Origin of the sequence: Bacillus sp. CECT 9360, from assembly GCF_918741275.1 — a bacterium.
Classification (GTDB): domain Bacteria; phylum Bacillota; class Bacilli; order Bacillales; family DSM-1321; genus Peribacillus.
The window spans coordinates 53,797-72,543 of sequence record NZ_CAKKNA010000008.1; the positions used below are offsets into that span (position 1 = coordinate 53,797).

An 18,747-nucleotide genomic window follows, 5' to 3' on the forward strand; every position below is an offset into this window, starting at 1 on the left:
TCTCATATATTCTGCATATTTAAAAACAGAATTGATAAGGATTCATTTAGTTTCAGGATGGACATCTAGATAAATTATTCAGCTATCCATGCATCTTTTGATTATAATAATGAACGCAGTATATTCCCCCTTCATCCACCATACGGGAATCTTCGATATCATATGGGTCCGGATGACCCGCTTTTATCAATACATCCTGGCATACTTTCTGCTGTTTCTTTTCTCTATACTTCATTGCTTTTTCCTTAAGAGTGTGAAAGGTGGTAATGATTTTTTCTTTATGGCTGTCCTTAGTCAAAAATGTAACTCCGGCAATTCCGACTCCGAAGAATACATAAGGTGTAACGTTTTTAACTCTTGTCATCGTTACCATCTCCTTAAATAAGGTTATGTCTGTTAAATACCCATTCAAAATGGTAAAACTGGGTAATTAGCCCAATTACTAATTCGTTTAGATAAATTCAAATGTATTGCCTATATTTATTGTAAATTCTAATAATTATTCCTCCGGCTATTTCCATTAATTATTCAGAAGTAATTTAAACAGGAGACCGAATTTTCATGACATACCCTCTAATACTTGTTCTCTAAAAATAGCCTGTCTAATATAATGTCCTAAGCAACGTGGAAGGCTGGCCTAACTTGCAATCAAGGTGATTATTGGAATGAATGATCAGAACATTGGGGAAAATGGTCTAAGTTGCATAATATCTAAAATGGGTGTGAAAGTGAAATAAGATGAATGTAATTTTCTTTGGAATAGAGCTGAACAAGAAAGTAAAAAGAGACAGAGCAACGGGTCTAGCTTCAGAACAGGCCTATTATTATCTGCTCGCCCTCTTTCCTCTGTTGATTCTGTTACTCTCCATTCTCCCTTATTTATCGATTGAATCATCGAGGGCACTGGAGATTATGAATACCTTTCTTCCTTCCGAAACAGCCACTGTCATTCATGACAATATCTTGGAGATATTCAGGAAGCAGCATGAAGGCTTGCTGACTTTTGGGATTATCGGGACGGTTTGGTCTGCCTCGAGTGGGATGGATGCCTTTATGCACTCGATGAATATTGCCTTTGATGTGGAGGAAACAAGGGGTTTCATTAAAACGAAATGCATTTCAATTTTACTAACCTTTTGCTTGATTTTTGCTTTTCTTATAGGATTGTTGCTCCTTATATTTGGAAATATGATTTTGTCAGCAGTAAGAGAAGTAATAACGATCCCTGATGGAGTGGTTGTAATTCTTCATATCATAAGATGGCTTGTTTCCGTGGCAGTTATCGCAGTGGTGATCAGTATTCTGTACCGTTTTGCCCCTAATAAAGCTTATCGCCTCAAACAAGTGATTCCCGGTGCATTTGCCGCCACGGTTGTCTGGCTGATCATAACTGTGGGCTTTTCTTATTATGTAAATCATTATGCCCATTACTCTGCGACATATGGAAGTTTAGGAGCGGTCATTGTACTTATGCTCTGGTTGTACTTTACCGGGCTTGCTTTAGTTCTAGGCGGAGAAGTGAACTCCCTGTTTTATAGGGGCTCCCATGGTCCGAAAAACACATTATCATTTGTGAAAAAATAGGTTTTTCTTAGGTAATAATGTCGAAATGTTTTGATATATTTTTAGTATACTATTGTTGCGAACGCACGTTCTAAATGTTAATATATAACTATAAACAAGACCTAGCCGTGTATCCGCACAGCTAGGCCAAATCTTTAAAATGTCACAAGGCAGGCTGTATCACCGAGCCTAAGAGAAGGTTGTATCGGTGAACCTAGCCAAATCGTTACAATTTATTGCTTCTTATTCTTTATTTCAGATCAGTCACATCTTCTGCTGATTGCGAAGCACAGAGTGCAAAATAGAGTAGCGGCTTCTTGAAAGTCTATCAGCATTTCTGATATTCGAAAGGGTTTCGTAAGACCTGGAACTTTCCATGCCTTTTCTTACCCTTGTCCATCAGAATCCCTAACTATTCTCTTTAAAGCAGGTTGTATCGCTGAGCCTAAAAGAAAGGTTGTATCAGTGAGCCTAGCCGGTATCGCGGTCCATTTGTTCAGCTTTACAAGTATGACGAAGCAATTTAGTTCGGAAAATCAACTGCACACATATACATCAAAGTTTTATATTTTGGGCCTGTCCGTTTCGGGAGAATCTGGGCAAGCCTTTTCTTTTTCACTTAAATATGTTTCAGAAAATTATTTCACATTATAATGAATAATCAAGCTGTATTTTTTATTTTCAACCATAAAAAAAAGACAGGGATCCTTCCCTGCCTCTGATACTTCTTAATCATTCATGAAAATTCATGCCGTCTGTCGTCGCTTGGACTACGCCTGCGCGGACGACAAAGTCACCGAAGTGCTCGCCTTCCTGCCGTTCTTTCGCATAGCGCGGTAAAAGCACGCGCAGTTCGTTCAAAATTTCTTCTTCACCGATATTTTCGCGGTGCATTTTGCTTAGGCGGCTGCCGTCAAAGGCTGCGCCGAGATACATATTGTATTTGCCGGGTCCCTTGCCGATAAAGCCGATTTCCCCAAGCGCATGGCGAGCACAGCCGTTCGGGCAGCCGGTCATGCGAATCGTAATTTCTTCGTTACGCAGGCCGTTTTCGTCAACAATGGCGTCTATTTTATCAATGAGAACCGGTAGATAGCGTTCTGCTTCCGCCATCGCAAGTCCGCAAGTCGGAAGCGCGACGCACGACATTGAGCTGCGGCGGAGTGCTGAATAATGCTTACCATCTGTCAAACCGTATTGTTCCATCAGTTCGCTAATCTTTTTCTTTGTCTGGCTTGATACATTGCCAATGATCAGGTTTTGATTTGCCGTCAGGCGGAAATCGCCGTTATGGATCTTGGCGATTTCACGCAAGCCGGTCTTCAGCTTGTAATCATCAAAGTCCGCGATGCGGCCGCCTTCGACAAACAGCGTAAAATGCCATTTGCCTTGAACGCCTTTTACCCAACCGTAGCGGTCACCGTTGCTTTCGAAATGATAGGCTCTCGCTTCATCCAGGCTCCAGCCGAGGCGATTTTCGAGTTCTGCCTTTACTGTTTCCAGCCCGAGCCGGTCAACTGTGTACTTGAACCGGGCATTACTGCGTTCGGAACGGTTTCCATAATCACGCTGAATCGTAATGACTTTTTCCGCTAATTCCAGAATCTGATCCGGCGTACAGAAGCCGATTACTTTGGAGAGCTGCGGGTACGTCGCTTTGTCACCATGCGACATGCCCATGCCGCCGCCAATTGCCACATTAAAACCGACAAGTTTGCTATCTTCAACAACAGCGATGAAGCCGAGATCCTGCGAGAAGACATCAATGTCGTTTGATGGCGGGACAGCGATACCAATCTTAAATTTTCGTGGCAAATAAATTGGTCCGTACATTGGTTCGATTTCTTCCACTTCCGGCGTCCCGGCCACTTTTTCTTCATCCAGCCAAATTTCGTGATACGCTCTTGTGCGTGGCAATAAATAATCACTCAATTTTTTCGACCATTCATATACTTCTGAATGGATTTCAGATTGATCCGGATTTGATGCGCACATAACATTCCGGTTCACATCGCCGCATGCCGCAATCGTATCCAACATGGACGCATGGATTTCCTGGATCGTTTTTTTCATATTCCATTTTAAAATGCCATGCATTTGAAATGTTTCTCGTGTAGTCAGTTTTAAGGTCCCGTTGCCGTACTTTTCGGCAAGCTCATCCATGACAAGCCATTGATCAGCTTTTGCTACACCGCCAGGCATACGGACGCGCAGCATGAACTGATAGGCAGGTTCAAGTTTTTGCTTTTGGCGCTCATTGCGGAGATCCCGATCGTCCTGCAAGTAGCTGCCGTGATGCTTCATCAGGCGATTATCATCATCGGGTATTCCGGCGCTGATCGGTTCCAGCATTACTTCCTTCAGTGTACCGCGTAAATAGTTACTTTCTTTTTTTATACGCTCAACGTCGCTGGGCGGGCCATCCGGCGCTTTTAAAATTGGGTTCACCATGTTGAAAAAACTCCTTTCAATCCAAACTCAGTATACATCGCGCTGGTATCGTTTTTGCTGTTGCATTTCACCTATATATTCTTCCGCTTTTTCACGGCTCAAGCCGCCTTCTTTTGCGATAATCTCAAGTAATGTGTTATGGACATCATGGGCCATGTTTTTCTCATCGCCGCAAATGTATAGCGCCGCTCCTTCTTGGAGCCACTCGAACAATTCCTTGCTGTGTTCAAGCATGCGATGCTGCACATACACCTTTTCATCCGTATCACGCGAAAATGCGACATCCATTTTCGTCAGTGCGCCATCTTTGATCCACTTCTGCCATTCGGTCTGGTAAAGGAAATCCGTCACGAAATGCTGGTCGCCGAAGAACAGCCATGACTTTCCTTCCGCCCCGGTTTCTTCGCGCTCCTGCATAAACGAGCGGAACGGCGCAATCCCTGTCCCCGGTCCAACCATGATGACCGGTGTATCCGGATTCTGTGGCAGCTTAAAGTTTTGGTTACTCTGAATATAAACCGGCAACGTATCCCCCGGTTGCAAACGCTCCGCGCATAGAATGGAGCAAACGCCACTACGATCGCGTCCATGTGTATTGTACCGCACGGAGCCGATTGTTAAATGCACTTCATCCGGATTTGCGGATAAGCTGCTCGCAATCGAGTAAAGTCGGGCCGGCATTTTCCGGAGAATGGAGATAAACTCTTGCGCCGATACACCCCACGGACCAAAATCACGGAGCAAATCAAGTATATCGCGCCCTTCAAGATACGCTTTTAATTTTTCTTTATTGTCCGGCGATAAAAGCTCGCGTAGATCTTCATTCGCTGAAAGCTGCACTGCCTGCTCAAGAAGCGGTTTTGTTAAAACGGTAATTTCAAAGTGAAAGGTGAGCGCTTCTTTAAGCGGTCGAACGTCTCCTTGTTTATTGACCGTTACAATTTCTTCAGGATCCCATTTCATTTCCTCAAGAAGCATGCCTACAAGAGCCGGATCGTTTTCCGGATATATGCCAAGGCTGTCTCCCGGTTCAAATGTGAGACCAGATCCTTCAAGCGACAACTCGAGGTGGCGCGTTTCTTTATTCGAACCGCGTCCGTTCAAATCTAAATTTTCAAGCACTTCCGCTTTAAACGGATTTGTTCTAGAATACACCGATTCACCCGCTTGAGTTGCTGAGACCGGAGCTGGAGCATTTCCACCCTGCGCTTCACCTAAGCCTCCAAGAACTCCTTCAAGCCATTCGGCCGCTGGCTCATCATAGTCAAGGTCGCAGTCAACGCGCGGATAAAGCCGAGTGCCACCGAGTTCTTCCAGCTTCTCATCAAATTCTTTTCCCGTCTGGCAGAAAAACTCATACGAACTGTCTCCCAGCGACAAAACAGAAAAGCGGAGATCTTCAAGCTTCGGCGCTCGTCTGCCATGAAGAAACTCATGGAAAGACAGCGCGGTATCTGGCGGGTCTCCTTCTCCATGTGTGCTAACAATGATAAGTATGTTTTGGACTTTCTTCAAATTATTTGGCTTAAAATCGCTCATCGATGAGACGGTTACTTGAAAACCACGTCCCTCAAGCATCTTGCCCGCATTTTTCGCAAGCCCTTGGGCGTTGCCGGTCTGTGATCCGAAAAGAATGGTCACTTCTTTTGAAATTGTCTGCCCAGTGCTCCCGGCAGGAAGTTCTGCCACCGGCGCTTCTGGTGTTCCCTGAACAGAAGCGGACTGGCTTGCTGCCAGATAGCCGCTCAGCCAGACTTTTTGTGATTCTGTCAAAGCTGGCAGAAGGCGATTAAGGAGCTCTGCCTGCTCCTGATTAAACGGACTGTTCATTACCTGAAGTTGCAACAATATCCACCTCACAAAGGACTATAAACTTTACATTCATTAATTATGTTATATCTCTATTATTCTTATAAATCAAGTCGGTTTTAAAGATATAAGCGATTAAAAAAGTTTCTATAAGAACTTTACCTGAAGACAAAGCATTAGTAAAATATATATAAATGATTACAGCTATTAAGATTTCTAATAATAAGGCGGGATTCTTTTGTACTATGATGCGTTAAAAACATTTGTGACCTTAGCAGAAGTTAAAAACTTTACAAAGACAGCCGAAATTCTTCTCATGTCCCAACCGAGTGTTAGTTTGCATATTAAAAATTTAGAAAAAGAATTCCAAACGCAATTATTTGTACGTTCTCCTAAAATCTTAAAAATCACCCCAACCGGTGAGATTTTATACGATCGTGCAAAGCAAATGATCACGATTTACGAACAGACTAGACAAGACATTCTCGAGCACCATAACTCCATAAAAGGCGAATTAAAGATAGGCGCAAGTTTTACAATCGGCGAGTATATTTTGCCTTCTTTACTTTACGACCTTCAGAAAGACTACCCTGAACTTGAACTTCAAGTTGTGATTGGAAATACTGAAGAAATCGTTCAAGCCGTCCGGTTGTTTCAAGTGGATATCGGCTTAATTGAAGGTCAAACAAATGAAAAGGAGCTTTCCGTCCACGCTTTTATGGAAGATGAGTTATTTATTGTTTCTTCAAACAATCATGAACTTGCTTGTAAAGATGAAGTGACGATTGCTGACCTGCAGAATCAAGCTTGGGTAACCAGAGAAGTTGGATCAGGTACCCGTGAATATCTTAACCACGTCATTCGTTCAAATGGTTTGAAAGTGAAATCATTTCTTACCATAAGCAGCAATCAAGGAATTAAAGAAACTATTATAAATGGTATGGGGCTATCTCTCCTCTCCCGTAGTGTCATTGAAAGAGACATACAGCATGGAAATCTCTCTATTATTCCGTTAAAAAATCAGTCCTTTAACAGAACGCTTTCTTATGTATATTCGCCGATTATGCAAGATAAAAAGAACGTGAAGACTTTTATAAGTGCATTGAACAAAAAGTGGCCTGACAGTAGGAATATAAACCAAAATTAAGCTTGTTATTTATTGTTCCAATTCCCTGTATAAGTCATTTAACAAGCACTGTTACAATCAAAAAGAGAGCGGAAATCCTTATACATATAGGATCTCCGCTCTTTCTGTATGAATGATCCAAACCGGGCTCAGGAGCGTGATAACTACCTCGTTACCGTAGCAGTCAAACTCAAAACTACCTGTATGTCTTTTGACTCGGAACTCCATAAACGTAAAAAAGCAAACCCTCAATAAATTTATTAATTGAGGGTTTGCTTTTCTACCTTGCAGGCATTTCCTTATATCCCTTACGCAACTGATACTTCAATACTTTCCCAGATGCGTTCCTTGGTAGTTGGTCTTGTTCATGGAAAACTCTCGGAATTTTGTAGCCAGCCAGTTCTTGCCGGCAAAATTGTTGTAACTCTTCAAGATTGACCTGTTTCCCTGGTTTCGATACGATGACAGCTGCTACTATCTCACCCCAAACCTCATGGGGAACTCCAATGACGGCTACTTCTAAAATATCTGGGTGTTTATAAAGGACCTGTTCGACTTCGGTTGAGTAGACGTTCTCCCCACCAGAAATGATCATGTCTTTTTTCCTATCCACTAGTGTAATATAACAGTCTTCGTCTATTGTGGCTAAGTCACCTGTATAGAGCCAGCCGTCCTTTAGGGCTTTTTTCGTTTCTTCCGGTTTTTTATAATATTCCTTCATGATCGTTTCACCGCGGATAATAAACTCCCCAACCTCCCCAGGCTTTACGGTATCTCCGTTTCCATCGACGACTCTCGCATCCGTTAAATGGGAGGCTCTACCGCTGGCTCCGAGCTTTATTTTATGATCTTCCGGCATTAAAAAGACTCCACCAGGACCGCCTTCTGTCAGTCCGCACATATTATAAAATTGATCGGTTCCAAACAGATCCATTGCCTGTTTTAGCAAGGCAACAGGCATAGGTGCCGCTCCATATCCACATCGCTTCACACTCGATAAATCATACTGATTCCTATCAGGAACCTGAAGCAAAAAGTTATACATTGTCGGAACAGCGAAAAACAGGCTTATCTTATAGTGGTTAATATCTTTTAAGGTTTGTACAGGGTTAAACTCTTGATGTACCACTTGTGTACAACCGAGTATAGTACCAGAGACCATAAATAAATTCAGTTGGGCTGAATGAAATAATGGTGCGATATGTAGCAATTGATCCTCAGTGCCCATCTTCATCGTCATAATGGTTCCAAGAGCAACGTGGAGAATACGATGATGATCCAGAACTACTCCTTTAGGTAAGCCCGTTGTACCAGATGTATAAAGGATTTCAGCATCATCAGATTCTAAGACACCGATATCGGGGTTTTGTGATATTGAACTACGAAACTCGGATAATAGTAATTGATGATCTTTTTTATCCGAACCGATCATGACTTGCAATCGAAGCTTTTCGATTCCTTCAGATGCTTTATTAATCGTCTCCGATAGATTGTCATCAGCAAAAACAATCATGGAATCAGAATCATTTAAAATATAACCTACTTCATGGGCCGTTAACCGAAAGTTAATGGGAACGGCAACCCCGCCAGCTTTCAAGATTCCATAATAAACAAAAGGAAATTGGTTAGAATTTTTCATCATGATGGCAATTTTGTCGCCTTTTTTTACGCCATAATTAATTAAAGCATTTGCAATATGATTCACTTCTCCATTGAACTCTGCATACGTATGCATCCCTTCGTTAAAGATAATTGCTGGTTTCCTCCCATTATTTCGTGCGTTTCGTTCTAATCCTTCAAACAAATTCACAGCTTTTTCCTCCCTTTCTTTCGTTATTATTTTTTAGCATTAATCATTATTCCGAATTATTTTGAAAGCGTTTTCAATAATAACTCTATAAAAAGAGAATCTGTGTAGAAACGAGCAGGTAATTAATTTACGAGCGATACAGAATTCTCTTCATACGACTGGAATTTACTGTCTTTCGTGAAATAACTCAACATTTTTTGGATGAAAATTTCATTTCTCCCATATTTCTATCCATCTGCCATCCGGATCAGAAATCCAAATAAATGTACCGTATTGACGTTTTTCAGGCTCCTTAAGAAGTGGAACTCCTATCTTTTGCAGATGAGCTAAACAATCCTCCATGTTTTCCACCTGGAAATTAAGCATTACTGCCTGTTCTTTCGGAAAATAGCTGCTCTCCTCTGTAAAGAATGAAAAGATGGTTTCATTGCCCTGTTCAGGTCTGATCACGGTACCATTCCAAGCATCCTCCATCGATATTCCGAAAACCTCGAAGTACCATTTTTTTAAAGCTTTAATGTTTTTCGTTCTCCAGAATATGCCTCCAAAACCCTTAATCTTCATTTTGTCCACCTCCTGACACTAATTCTAATATTCCATTGAAAAAGCGGCTCCACTCCCCATGCAGCTGCTGATGATTTAATGACAGTCCCAGTTGTAAAGAACATTAGAGAAATCCAATTTTAACAGGTCTTCTTCCTTGATGAAAAAGTTCGCCACCCCGGCATCACCCCACATGATATCCAAATCGTCGTCCGTATCAATCTGCAGAAGAGTAATCGTATGGTTTCTATACTTTTTTTCATCTTCCCTTGGGTCAACCTGGGTAAAAAAAGCATACCCGCCCATTTTATGGCCTTCATTTGATAGCTCCTCAGCATATACTTCCCAAAGAGTGATTTCTCCGTCTTCCCCTTCACCGACAACCTGCTCCAGGTCGATATCAACATTTTCAAAACGATAGTCAGCGACCGATACCGTTTCATAATCTTGTTCAAAGGATAATGCCGTTTCTTCTAATGGAAAATAGTCTTCATCAAAATCGTCCATATAGGAAAAATCGGTAACTAACAGATCATCATCAGTAAGAATTTCCGGGTGATACATGATTCTGTAGTTCTTTTGTTTCGTCGGATTATCAAAATCAAGACCGTACCCGTCGTCATCTATGGATAAGTAGAACTGTAACATGCCTTTTGGAGGAAAACTCTGCAATGTTGGCACCTCTTCGAAGTTGATTTGCGCTAAAAGTTTCATTGCCCGTCCTGATTCATCTTTTGGATGGTCCATTGTTTTAGGCAAATAAGGGGCACCTCCGAACTTGCTCTGTAATAAAGATGTATCTCCTTTGTTTCCTGTTATCCTGATGAAAGGCTTGACCTGTTTCTCGATCTCATTCCGATACGCTTCTAATTCTTTAGGCAATGCAATCTTCCTGTAATGATCCATGGAAACCTCCTCATTATTAGGTTAAACGATTCTATAACTCACGCTAGCCAAATGATCGATATATATTAACTAGATTCTCTACACAATTATTTTTTCCTTCCCCCAATTATTCGATTTATAAAAATACATGATTAATGCGGAAAAGAGTGCCTATTATTTCTTTCAACATGATTACTGTTCTTTATTTCTTTAGATTTATAAATAGTAGCTGATTTAAGCTATATAACTATTTATATTCGATATTGTTATTAACTCATTGGGAATATGTGTTGATTATTACTCGTATTATTAGGTGGAGGAAAATTAGATTGGACAAAATATATAGTTCTCCCTCTTGGTAAAATCCTGTAGAGCCTCGGATCTTATCAAAACTAAAGCCCAGGGATCCCCCTGGGCTTTAGTTTTTCGTCACTTACCTTCAGAACAACCTTCCGAATGATTCAGAACTTCCGAAACGTTTATGACAGCTTTAGAAAGCTTTCCTTTTTGTCAACTTGTTCATTTCAAAAAGATAGCCGAATGTAGCAATATGTATGATGATAAAAATATTCACATATTCTAACTATAGAGGCGCACCAAATTCATTTAAATAAGTTAACGAATTGCCACTAACCCAAATACCTTTTTCCAGACTTTCTGTTTCTTTTTTTAGGATACACGGCTAACAATAAGCAAAATCCAACCAGTACCATAAAAACGACCTTACTCCCTGACTCATCTTCTTTTTCGTTCATATTCGTACTTTTGACAACAGTAATCGTCGTATCAGATTTAAGAGGAATTAGTTTAATAACTTTGCCATCTTTTAAGATATTTAAATTACCGATAAAGTCCCCTTCTTTGAATCCTTGTTTTAAATCAATCGTTTCAATTTTTGTTTCATACTCAGGTTCTTCATCTTTTCCATAAGTAAGCACGAAATCTTCTGCAGCTAATAAAGATACTTTTTGACCTTCTACTTCCTTCGTATCCATAACTTGATCAGTCGTAATAATCTGCTTTGTAAGCAGCTTATCAAAGGCATAATTCCCCATAATCGCTATATCATTATATTCTTCAGCCCTTGAGGTTTTCATGACAACCGCTATGACAGTCTTTCCATCCTTTTGAAGGATTTCTACAAGTGTGTTTCGGGCTTTATTTGTAAACCCTGTTTTTCCGCCCAGGGCCAGTGGATTATCGTGAATTTCACTTCTATTCACAATTCTCACTTCACGTTGATTCGTGTGAATGACATCTTCCTTGGTTCCCATTGCTTGAATAACAGTAGGATATTTCATCGCTTCTTTGGTAATGAGAGCAATATCGTATGGTGTAGTTACATGACGGTCATCGTGCAAACCATTGGGAGTGACAAAATGACTGTTTACTGCTCCTATTTCCTTCGCTCTTTTATTCATTAATACAGCGAAGCCTTCTACGCTGCCAGCCACTTTTTCCGCAGCCGCATAAGTAACATCATTTGAACTTTTGATCATCATCGCATTTAAGGCATCTTCTTTAGAGAATTGTTCTCCTTCTTTCAGTAAAAATGCCTGATTACTGGGATCTTGTTTCACTGCAGTTGCTGATGCTGTAATTTTTTCATCTGCTTTTATGTTCTCATCTAATACGATAGCCGTTAACACTTTGGTAATACTGGCGGGATACCCTTGCTGGTTTGCCTTCTTATCATAAAGTATTTCACCGGTAGTCGCGTCAATTGCCACCCCAAATTCGCCTTTAATATCGGGCTGTACCGTTGCTGCTTCCGTTTCTGCGGGAGGAAGGGCAACGCCCAGCGATATTGAAATTCCTATAATTATTTTTACTAACTTCCTCATTTATGTACCCCCATAAATAAACAAAACTGAAAATTGTTGTTAGTGCAGGATTCATGCATTAAAAAAGACTCCCGCAGAAGAGAGAGTTTTTAAGTACCTAACATACGTAATCTCCATTTTCTTTGCCATACTTTTTATATTTGAGTTGTGAACATCCACTAATTCATTTAATGTTACCATGAAAATAGGTATTTCAGGAGGATGAATTTTCTGGTATTAATTTTCCGGAGTGGCTGCTAACAAGACAATCGCCGTAAACGATGCGATTATACAAAAATTATCATTCTCCGCCATCCTTTTTTCTCCAATAATCATATATCGCTTCTTTACAAATCTCATTTAGCTTTGCTTTATTCTTTCGCAGCCACTCAGCCTGGTCGATCGGCAGTTTTAATTTCAAGACCACCTTTTCATTGGGCATCTCAACTTTTCTAATATCCTGTATCGTGATGCCTTCACCTATTTTCGGAAAAGAATCGTTTTCATGTACGATGTTTATATTTTGATACTCTTCAATATCACCAAGTTCACAATACAAATGTAGTTGTGGCAACCCACCCGGCAAACTCTGCGGATGCATAATTGTATGTATCACTGCGCCGTCCTCTAGTTCGATCTCTAGTATTAAATTTTCCTCATGGCCATATTTGTTCAGAATAATTTCACTTACAATCATATCCAGTTCTAACATGCATCCTGCCGTTGACTGAAAAATATAAATCGCACTATTAAATATATAAATACGTTCACCATCGATTTTTACGGATTTAACCTTTGCCATCATTAAACCGCCCTAGATTGATTCCCTATGTTTTTTTAAGAAATTCATGCTTTCGCTGACACTTATAAAAGGATCTTTTCTACATTCGTCCTGTTCGACAATCCACCAGTCTACACCGGAGCTTTCTCCCAAAGCAAGTACAGAATAAATATCGACTCCCCCCGTCCCTAGTTCAGCAAAAAACTTCTCACCATCCGTAGTCATATCTTTCAAATGAACGACCGGTGTTCTTCCTTTGTATCGATTCATCCATTCCACAGGATTTTCTCCGGCATATGTCAGCCAGTAAATATCAAATTCAGCTTTCACCCATTTGGGATTGGTTTCGTCCAAAATCGTTTGCAATGCCGTACGTCCGTCGCCCAATCGTTCCAGTTCGAAATCATGATTGTGGTAACATAGAGAAATTCCTGCCCTATAGCATTTTTCGCCTGCTGCATTTAATGTGTGGATGAGGCTAACATAATCAGCTTCTGATCGCTCCTCAATATAAGGACAAACGACATAGTTGCTACCCAATATTTGCTGATCATGGATGACCTGTTCAATATCTGATGCCAGGTCATGAATGGGAACATGGCTGGACGCAGTGCGTAAACCGAACTCATCCATCCGTTTCCTTAATTCACCTGGATGAATGTCACCGTATCCTGCAAACTCCACTCCCTGGAATCCAAGTTCGGCTACTTTTTCCAAAGTCCCTACGAAGTCTTTGTTACTTTCGTCTCGAAGGGTATACATTTGTACGGCAATCGAAATTTGATTCATGACAGCAAGCTCCTTTTCCGGATTTGACCTATATAAAATAATTTTAACATGGATTATCGGTATAGCCGTTTAAGACCAAGTTTATTTTTAAAAAATAAAACTAAATGAATGGAAGTAATCTGGAAATCCTGCTATCATACAAATCAAGATTATTTTTAAAAATAGGCATTACAAACCGTAAATTCGGGTATGGTTCACTACTAATATATTTATTATCATACAGATCACTCTCAGAAAAAAGGTAAAACAACATTAAGTATCGAATTATTTTAAAACAATAGTATCTTTTTGACCCACTATATCGCATTTTTCATCACTTAGTTTTAATCCTCTAGATTTTCATTAATACATGGATATCCATTACTTCTTCTACACATGACTTTCAGCTATAACCATTAGTTTCCTTCTACTCTTGATTCATTGAAAACGAGCATTCTTAATTCTAATCTTCACTGTAAGTTTATCTTCAAGAAAGGTAGGTCTATTAAAAATGGCTGAAAACTATACAACGAGAGAGGAACGCCGCAAACAAAAAGAAACTCAAAAAAAACGAAAGAGCAACAAAGGCGGACTTATCAAACGGATTGCTCTTATTGTTTTGGCGTTCGGTATTATCGGTATAATTGCTGGCGGGGCAACGTTTGCCTATTTTATCAGTGATGCTCCCAGGCTGGATGAAAAACTGTTAAAAGACCCCGTCTCCTCAAAGATTTTTTATGGCGATGGCGAGCTTTTGACACGGGTCGAATTAGAAAAACGTGATTTTGTCGCTTATGAGGACATACCTAAACATGTGGAAGACGCCGTGCTCGCAACCGAGGATGTCCGTTTTTATGAACATCACGGGATAGATCCGCTCCGCCTCGGAAAAGCAGTGATGGCCAACTTCACGGACGGATTTGGTTCCCAGGGTGCCAGTACGCTGACCCAGCAAGTGGTAAAGCGTTCCTATTTGAGTGCAGATAAAACGGTGAAACGAAAAGTACAGGAAATGTGGCTTGCTTTCCAGCTTGAACAGAAATATACGAAAAAAGAAATTTTCGAAATGTATGTGAATAAAATTTTCTTTTCGGAACGTGCAAACGGTATTGCCACAGCTTCAAATGTCTATTACGGAAAAGAATTAAAGGATTTAAAGACGAATGAGATAGCGATGCTCGTCGGTTTGCCGCAAAGCCCCAACCGCTTTAATCCCTATGATAATCCAGAACAGGCCAAGGAAAGACGTGATGTCGTTCTTCATCTGATGAATAAACATGGTTTTATCAGTAAAGTGGAAATGGAAAACTCACAAAACGTGCCGATTGTCCAAGGACTTGTGAAAAAGGAAACAAAAAAGGATATGAGCCCGTATGACGCTTTCGTCGATACCGTGATTGAAGAAGTCGAGAGCATCGGCGATTACAATGTATATACCGATGGATTGGAGATCCATACGACACTTGACCGTGATGCGCAGGAATATATCTACAAAATGCTGAATACCGATGAAATCGTTAAGTATCCAAGTGAAAAGCTCCAGGCCGGCATTACGTTGCTGGATACTAAAACCGGCGAAATCCGGGCCATTGGCGGCGGCCGGAATACAAAGGTATCCCGTGGTTTTAATTACGCCGTCGATTCAAAACGCCAGCCCGGATCGACAATCAAGCCGATTCTTGATTACGGTCCAGCCGTTGAATATTTGAATTGGGGATCCTCTCATCCTATAAAAGATGAAGAATATCAGTATACCAATGGAGTCCCTTTAAATAATGCAGCCAACCGCTATTACGGGACGATGTCAATCCGCGAAGCGCTTGGCCGCTCTTTGAATATTCCTGCTGTGAAAACGATTCAGGCAGTGGGACTTGATAAAGCACGAAATTTCGCGGTAAATCTTGGCATTCCTTTGCCTAAACAAATCTATGAATCTTATGCAATCGGCGGTTTTGGTGACGGCTTTTCAACCATGCAGCTTGCGGGTGCCTACAGCGCCTTTGGAAATGGCGGTACGTATACGAAGCCTCATACAGTCAAAAAAATTGTGCTAAGAGACGGGACTGCTTTTAATAATCAAGTAGCTTCAAAAAGAGTGATGAAGGATTCAACCGCGTTCATCGTCTCCGATATGCTAAAGAGCGTTCTTAAAGAAAGCTACGGGACCGGACGTCTTGCAAATGTATCAGCGCTGCCTATTGCCGGCAAAACTGGTTCGTCGAATTTTGAGGAAAAAGTCAGGATACAGCACAATATCCCTGCGGAAGGAGTGCCAGATAGCTGGATGGCCGGGTATACAACGAATTACACTGTTGCCATCTGGGCTGGTTATGATCCCGAGGATGGCAAGAAAGAATATTTAGGAAAGGAATCCCAGACAATTCCTAAATATCTATTTAAGAATCTAATGGAATACGTATCAAAGGACGTAGCAACCGCGGACTTCAAAAAGCCAGACAGTGTAGTTGCCAGTTCCGGTGAGTATTATGTAAAAGGGCATCAGCCGGTCATGGTCGCCCAGAAAAATGATAAGCCAGTCAAAAAAAGAAGTGAACCGGTTTCAAAGCCAGAAGAAGCACCTAAAGCAACCAAAGAAGAAGAAGAAAAAGATGATAAAAAAGCCAATAAACCCGATATTAAACCTCCTGGACAAAAGAACGATCCAAATAAAGGCGATGGAAACAAAAATGATGATGACGATAGTGATGCAGGTGATGACGGTGATGGCTCAGATGAAGAGCCAGTTGAAGAGCCAGATGATAATCCACCAGATGAAGATTCACCGGATGATGGTCAAGATGACGACACGGATGGAGCCGGGACTATGGGCGAAAGCAGTGTTCCGCGGAACAAAGAAAAGCAACAGCCTCCTCCGGGACAAGGGAATGACAAGCCGAAGCAGTAAAAAGAATAAAGAAAACTCGCCGATTGACGAGTTTTCTTTATTTGTATTGAATCAGAGTGATAGCTGTTTTCGATGCTATATAAAATTAATAACCTAAAATTTTAACAAAATTCTTCGTTTATTTATTTGCCATGTTTTATATCTCTTTTTCAACATCTCCTAAAATCGTTTTTATTCTTTCGTTCATTTCAGTCTCACTTAAATATTCAAAAAAACCAATTTGATTTCCTCAAGGGTCGGTGAAGGTGCCCATTTGACTGGAACTTCTTCTCTTGAATAAATTTAAAAACTTTCTATGTTTAATTCTTTTATCATTCTATCCCTTTCTGCTTCTACATCAGTAACACCGAAACGTAACGGGCCGCTCCCCTCTGACGGCGTTCCTTCTGCGACTTGCAACCAGCTGCCTGGTATTAGCTCCCATTCTATGAATCCTTCATGAGGAATAAAATCCGGCTCTCTCTGAAGTAGTGTTTGATACCATTTTTGTCCTTCTTTTATATTGGCTCTGTTAAATTCCATTGTTGATTTTCAAATGGTCATGGAATCTACTCGCTTTCCGCGGACGAACTGTCAAGCCTCCTCACTCGTACCTCGCTGCGGGGTCTTGCCAGCCCGTTTTTCCGCAGGAGTCTCGCAGATTCCCTTCCCAAAAACAACATTATCGTTTAACAGAGCCTTTATATTAGAAACTCGAACTTGTATAGTTATTTCATAGATCATAATAAACACTCCTTATTGATTTATTAAATTCTATAAGCTCACTTAATTTCCTTTATTTGTTAGCCAGCAATGTTATTTTCTCAAAACAAACTCACCTTTTTCTGGTATAATTTAAACTTATATAGAAAAAGGTGATGATAATGAATTATATTATTGTGGATGTCGAGAGAAATAGCTTCAATTATGAAACGGACAAGCCCAGTGAGATAATTGAAATTGGCGCCGTTAAATTAAACCAAGATGGCGAAATGATAGACTCTTTTTCCTCGTTTATTAAACCTTCCTGTGCCCTTTCACGTTTCACCATTAAACTTACGCAAATCAATGAAGATATGATCAAAGACGCCCCGACTTTTAAAGAATGTTATCGCGATTTTGTTACCTTTTTAGGGGAAGATTATATTTTTGTCTCTTGGGGCAAAGAAGATTACCGTTTTTTTGAGGTCGATTGCATTCGAAACGATACAGATATCTTTATTCCCGCTAGCTTTATGGATATCCAGGAAGTGCTTATGTATGGTGTTCTCAAGACGTTCAATACACCAAGTCTTTCATCAGCACTTACGGCGTTAGAGATAGATGAAAACGCGAATTCCCACAGAGCACTTAGTGATGCTGAAAGTACGGCGAAAATTTTTATCGCATTAAACAATATGCTCGATATTCATTCGGTTCAAAAACCAAAGCGGGATGCTAAAGTACTTTATTTTATCGATGGGAATATCAATCGTTCTGGAAAAAAGAAATATGTGAAACTAATTAATTCTGTCATGAAAAAAACCGGAAATTTGCATCTTTCCTGGTTTGAATTTAAATCGCATCCTAAATGGGTCGAATTCAAAGACGATTTTCAAATCGACAGCGTACTTGAAAAAAATTATGAAAAACAGTTCGAGAAATACAAAACCAATATAATAAACAGCATTATACAAAAACAGGTGAAGTCCGTTTAATGACTTCACCTGTTTTTGAGTGTATTATTTTTGTTCGATAACCTTTATCAGCTCTCGTAAATAATCTGGCAGATCCGGCGGCCGTCTGCTTGATACAAGATGACCATCCACAACAACCGGCTCATCAAACCAGGTCGCACCCGCATTTTCCATATCATCTTTTATACCCGGTGTACTTGTCACCTTTTTCCCTTGTAATACTTTTGCTGATATTAAAACCCAGCCTGCATGGCAAATTTGCCCGATCGGCTTCTTGTTCTCTTCCATATGTTGCACAAGTGAGATAACCTCTGGGAAGCGTCTGATTTTATCAGGGGCCCAACCGCCCGGCACAAGAATAGCATCGTATTCTTCGGCATTTATATCGCCATAAGCAACATCAGATTCGGCCGGTACCCCGTATTTTCCGATATACTTTTCTTTCGCTTTCTCACCGGCAAGGTGAACAACTGCCCCCTCTTCCTGCAATCGTAAAATGGGATACCAAAGCTCAAGGTCTTCAAAGTCATGGTGAACAAGACTGACAATCTTTTTTCCTTTTAAACGCATGTAAGTTCCTCCTTCTGTTAAGTTTCAACTCAGACTTTTCGTTATGTTTCTATTCTAC

The 18,747-nt window shown here is 40.6% G+C and carries 15 protein-coding genes and 1 pseudogene; 4 read left to right on the forward strand and 12 right to left on the reverse strand.

Going from position 1 to position 18,747, the window contains the following annotated elements; genetic code table 11:
* Positions 1 to 82 precede the first annotated feature (82 nt).
* Positions 83 to 364, reverse strand: coding sequence for a hypothetical protein (locus tag LQ216_RS11295; RefSeq protein WP_230129409.1), 282 nt, complete (start codon positions 362 to 364; stop codon positions 83 to 85).
* 374 nt (positions 365 to 738) lie between these two features.
* Here LQ216_RS11295 and LQ216_RS11300 point away from each other — a divergent pair, with 374 nt between their 5' ends.
* On the forward strand, positions 739 to 1,584 hold the full coding sequence (locus LQ216_RS11300) for a YihY/virulence factor BrkB family protein (protein WP_230129410.1): 846 nt from the start codon (positions 739 to 741) through the stop codon (positions 1,582 to 1,584).
* Positions 1,585 to 2,295: 711 nt separating this feature from the next.
* Here the strand turns inward: LQ216_RS11300 and cysI are convergent.
* The gene (cysI, locus tag LQ216_RS11305) at positions 2,296 to 4,014 is read right to left on the reverse strand and encodes an assimilatory sulfite reductase (NADPH) hemoprotein subunit (RefSeq protein ID WP_230129411.1); all 1,719 of its coding nucleotides are present in this window, start codon (positions 4,012 to 4,014) and stop codon (positions 2,296 to 2,298) included.
* Between the two features lie 27 nt (positions 4,015 to 4,041).
* On the reverse strand, positions 4,042 to 5,859 hold the full coding sequence (locus tag LQ216_RS11310; protein ID WP_230129412.1) for an assimilatory sulfite reductase (NADPH) flavoprotein subunit: 1,818 nt from the start codon (positions 5,857 to 5,859) through the stop codon (positions 4,042 to 4,044).
* Between the two features lie 202 nt (positions 5,860 to 6,061).
* On the opposite strand from LQ216_RS11310, the gene LQ216_RS11315 reads away from it, so the two are divergent.
* Positions 6,062 to 6,970, forward strand: coding sequence for a LysR family transcriptional regulator (locus tag LQ216_RS11315; RefSeq protein WP_230129413.1), 909 nt, complete (start codon positions 6,062 to 6,064; stop codon positions 6,968 to 6,970).
* A gap of 259 nt (positions 6,971 to 7,229) precedes the next feature.
* On the opposite strand, the gene LQ216_RS11320 is transcribed toward LQ216_RS11315, so the two are convergent.
* The 6 genes from LQ216_RS11320 to LQ216_RS11345 form a co-directional block, all read right to left on the reverse strand.
* Positions 7,230 to 8,759, reverse strand: coding sequence for a long-chain fatty acid--CoA ligase (locus tag LQ216_RS11320; RefSeq protein WP_230129414.1), 1,530 nt, complete (start codon positions 8,757 to 8,759; stop codon positions 7,230 to 7,232).
* A 210-nt stretch (positions 8,760 to 8,969) separates the two neighbouring features.
* A complete protein-coding gene (locus LQ216_RS11325; RefSeq protein ID WP_230129415.1) occupies positions 8,970 to 9,323 on the reverse strand; it encodes a VOC family protein in 354 nt (117 codons plus the stop codon).
* 75 nt (positions 9,324 to 9,398) lie between these two features.
* Positions 9,399 to 10,208, reverse strand: coding sequence for a YwqG family protein (locus LQ216_RS11330; RefSeq protein WP_230129416.1), 810 nt, complete (start codon positions 10,206 to 10,208; stop codon positions 9,399 to 9,401).
* 608 nt (positions 10,209 to 10,816) lie between these two features.
* The gene (locus LQ216_RS11335; RefSeq protein ID WP_230129417.1) at positions 10,817 to 12,031 is read right to left on the reverse strand and encodes a D-alanyl-D-alanine carboxypeptidase family protein; all 1,215 of its coding nucleotides are present in this window, start codon (positions 12,029 to 12,031) and stop codon (positions 10,817 to 10,819) included.
* Between the two features lie 280 nt (positions 12,032 to 12,311).
* A complete protein-coding gene (locus tag LQ216_RS11340; RefSeq protein WP_230129418.1) occupies positions 12,312 to 12,815 on the reverse strand; it encodes a hypothetical protein in 504 nt (167 codons plus the stop codon).
* 9 nt (positions 12,816 to 12,824) lie between these two features.
* Positions 12,825 to 13,580, reverse strand: coding sequence for a sugar phosphate isomerase/epimerase (locus tag LQ216_RS11345; RefSeq protein WP_230129419.1), 756 nt, complete (start codon positions 13,578 to 13,580; stop codon positions 12,825 to 12,827).
* A gap of 490 nt (positions 13,581 to 14,070) precedes the next feature.
* Here LQ216_RS11345 and LQ216_RS11350 point away from each other — a divergent pair, with 490 nt between their 5' ends.
* Positions 14,071 to 16,464 (forward strand): PBP1A family penicillin-binding protein, encoded by a 2,394-nt coding sequence (locus LQ216_RS11350; protein WP_230129420.1) that lies wholly within the window; start codon positions 14,071 to 14,073, stop codon positions 16,462 to 16,464.
* 136 nt (positions 16,465 to 16,600) lie between these two features.
* Here LQ216_RS11350 and LQ216_RS11355 read toward each other — a convergent pair.
* A pseudogene (locus LQ216_RS11355) lies at positions 16,601 to 16,986 on the reverse strand (VOC family protein).
* A gap of 51 nt (positions 16,987 to 17,037) precedes the next feature.
* A complete protein-coding gene (locus tag LQ216_RS11360) occupies positions 17,038 to 17,187 on the reverse strand; it encodes a hypothetical protein (protein WP_230129421.1) in 150 nt (49 codons plus the stop codon).
* A gap of 140 nt (positions 17,188 to 17,327) precedes the next feature.
* Here LQ216_RS11360 and LQ216_RS11365 point away from each other — a divergent pair, with 140 nt between their 5' ends.
* The gene (locus tag LQ216_RS11365; protein ID WP_230129422.1) at positions 17,328 to 18,140 is read left to right on the forward strand and encodes an exonuclease domain-containing protein; all 813 of its coding nucleotides are present in this window, start codon (positions 17,328 to 17,330) and stop codon (positions 18,138 to 18,140) included.
* 24 nt (positions 18,141 to 18,164) lie between these two features.
* Here the strand turns inward: LQ216_RS11365 and LQ216_RS11370 are convergent, their stop codons facing one another.
* Positions 18,165 to 18,689, reverse strand: a complete 525-nt coding sequence (locus tag LQ216_RS11370; protein WP_230129423.1) for a type 1 glutamine amidotransferase domain-containing protein — start codon at positions 18,687 to 18,689, stop codon at positions 18,165 to 18,167.
* Between the last annotated feature and the right edge of the window lie 58 nt (positions 18,690 to 18,747).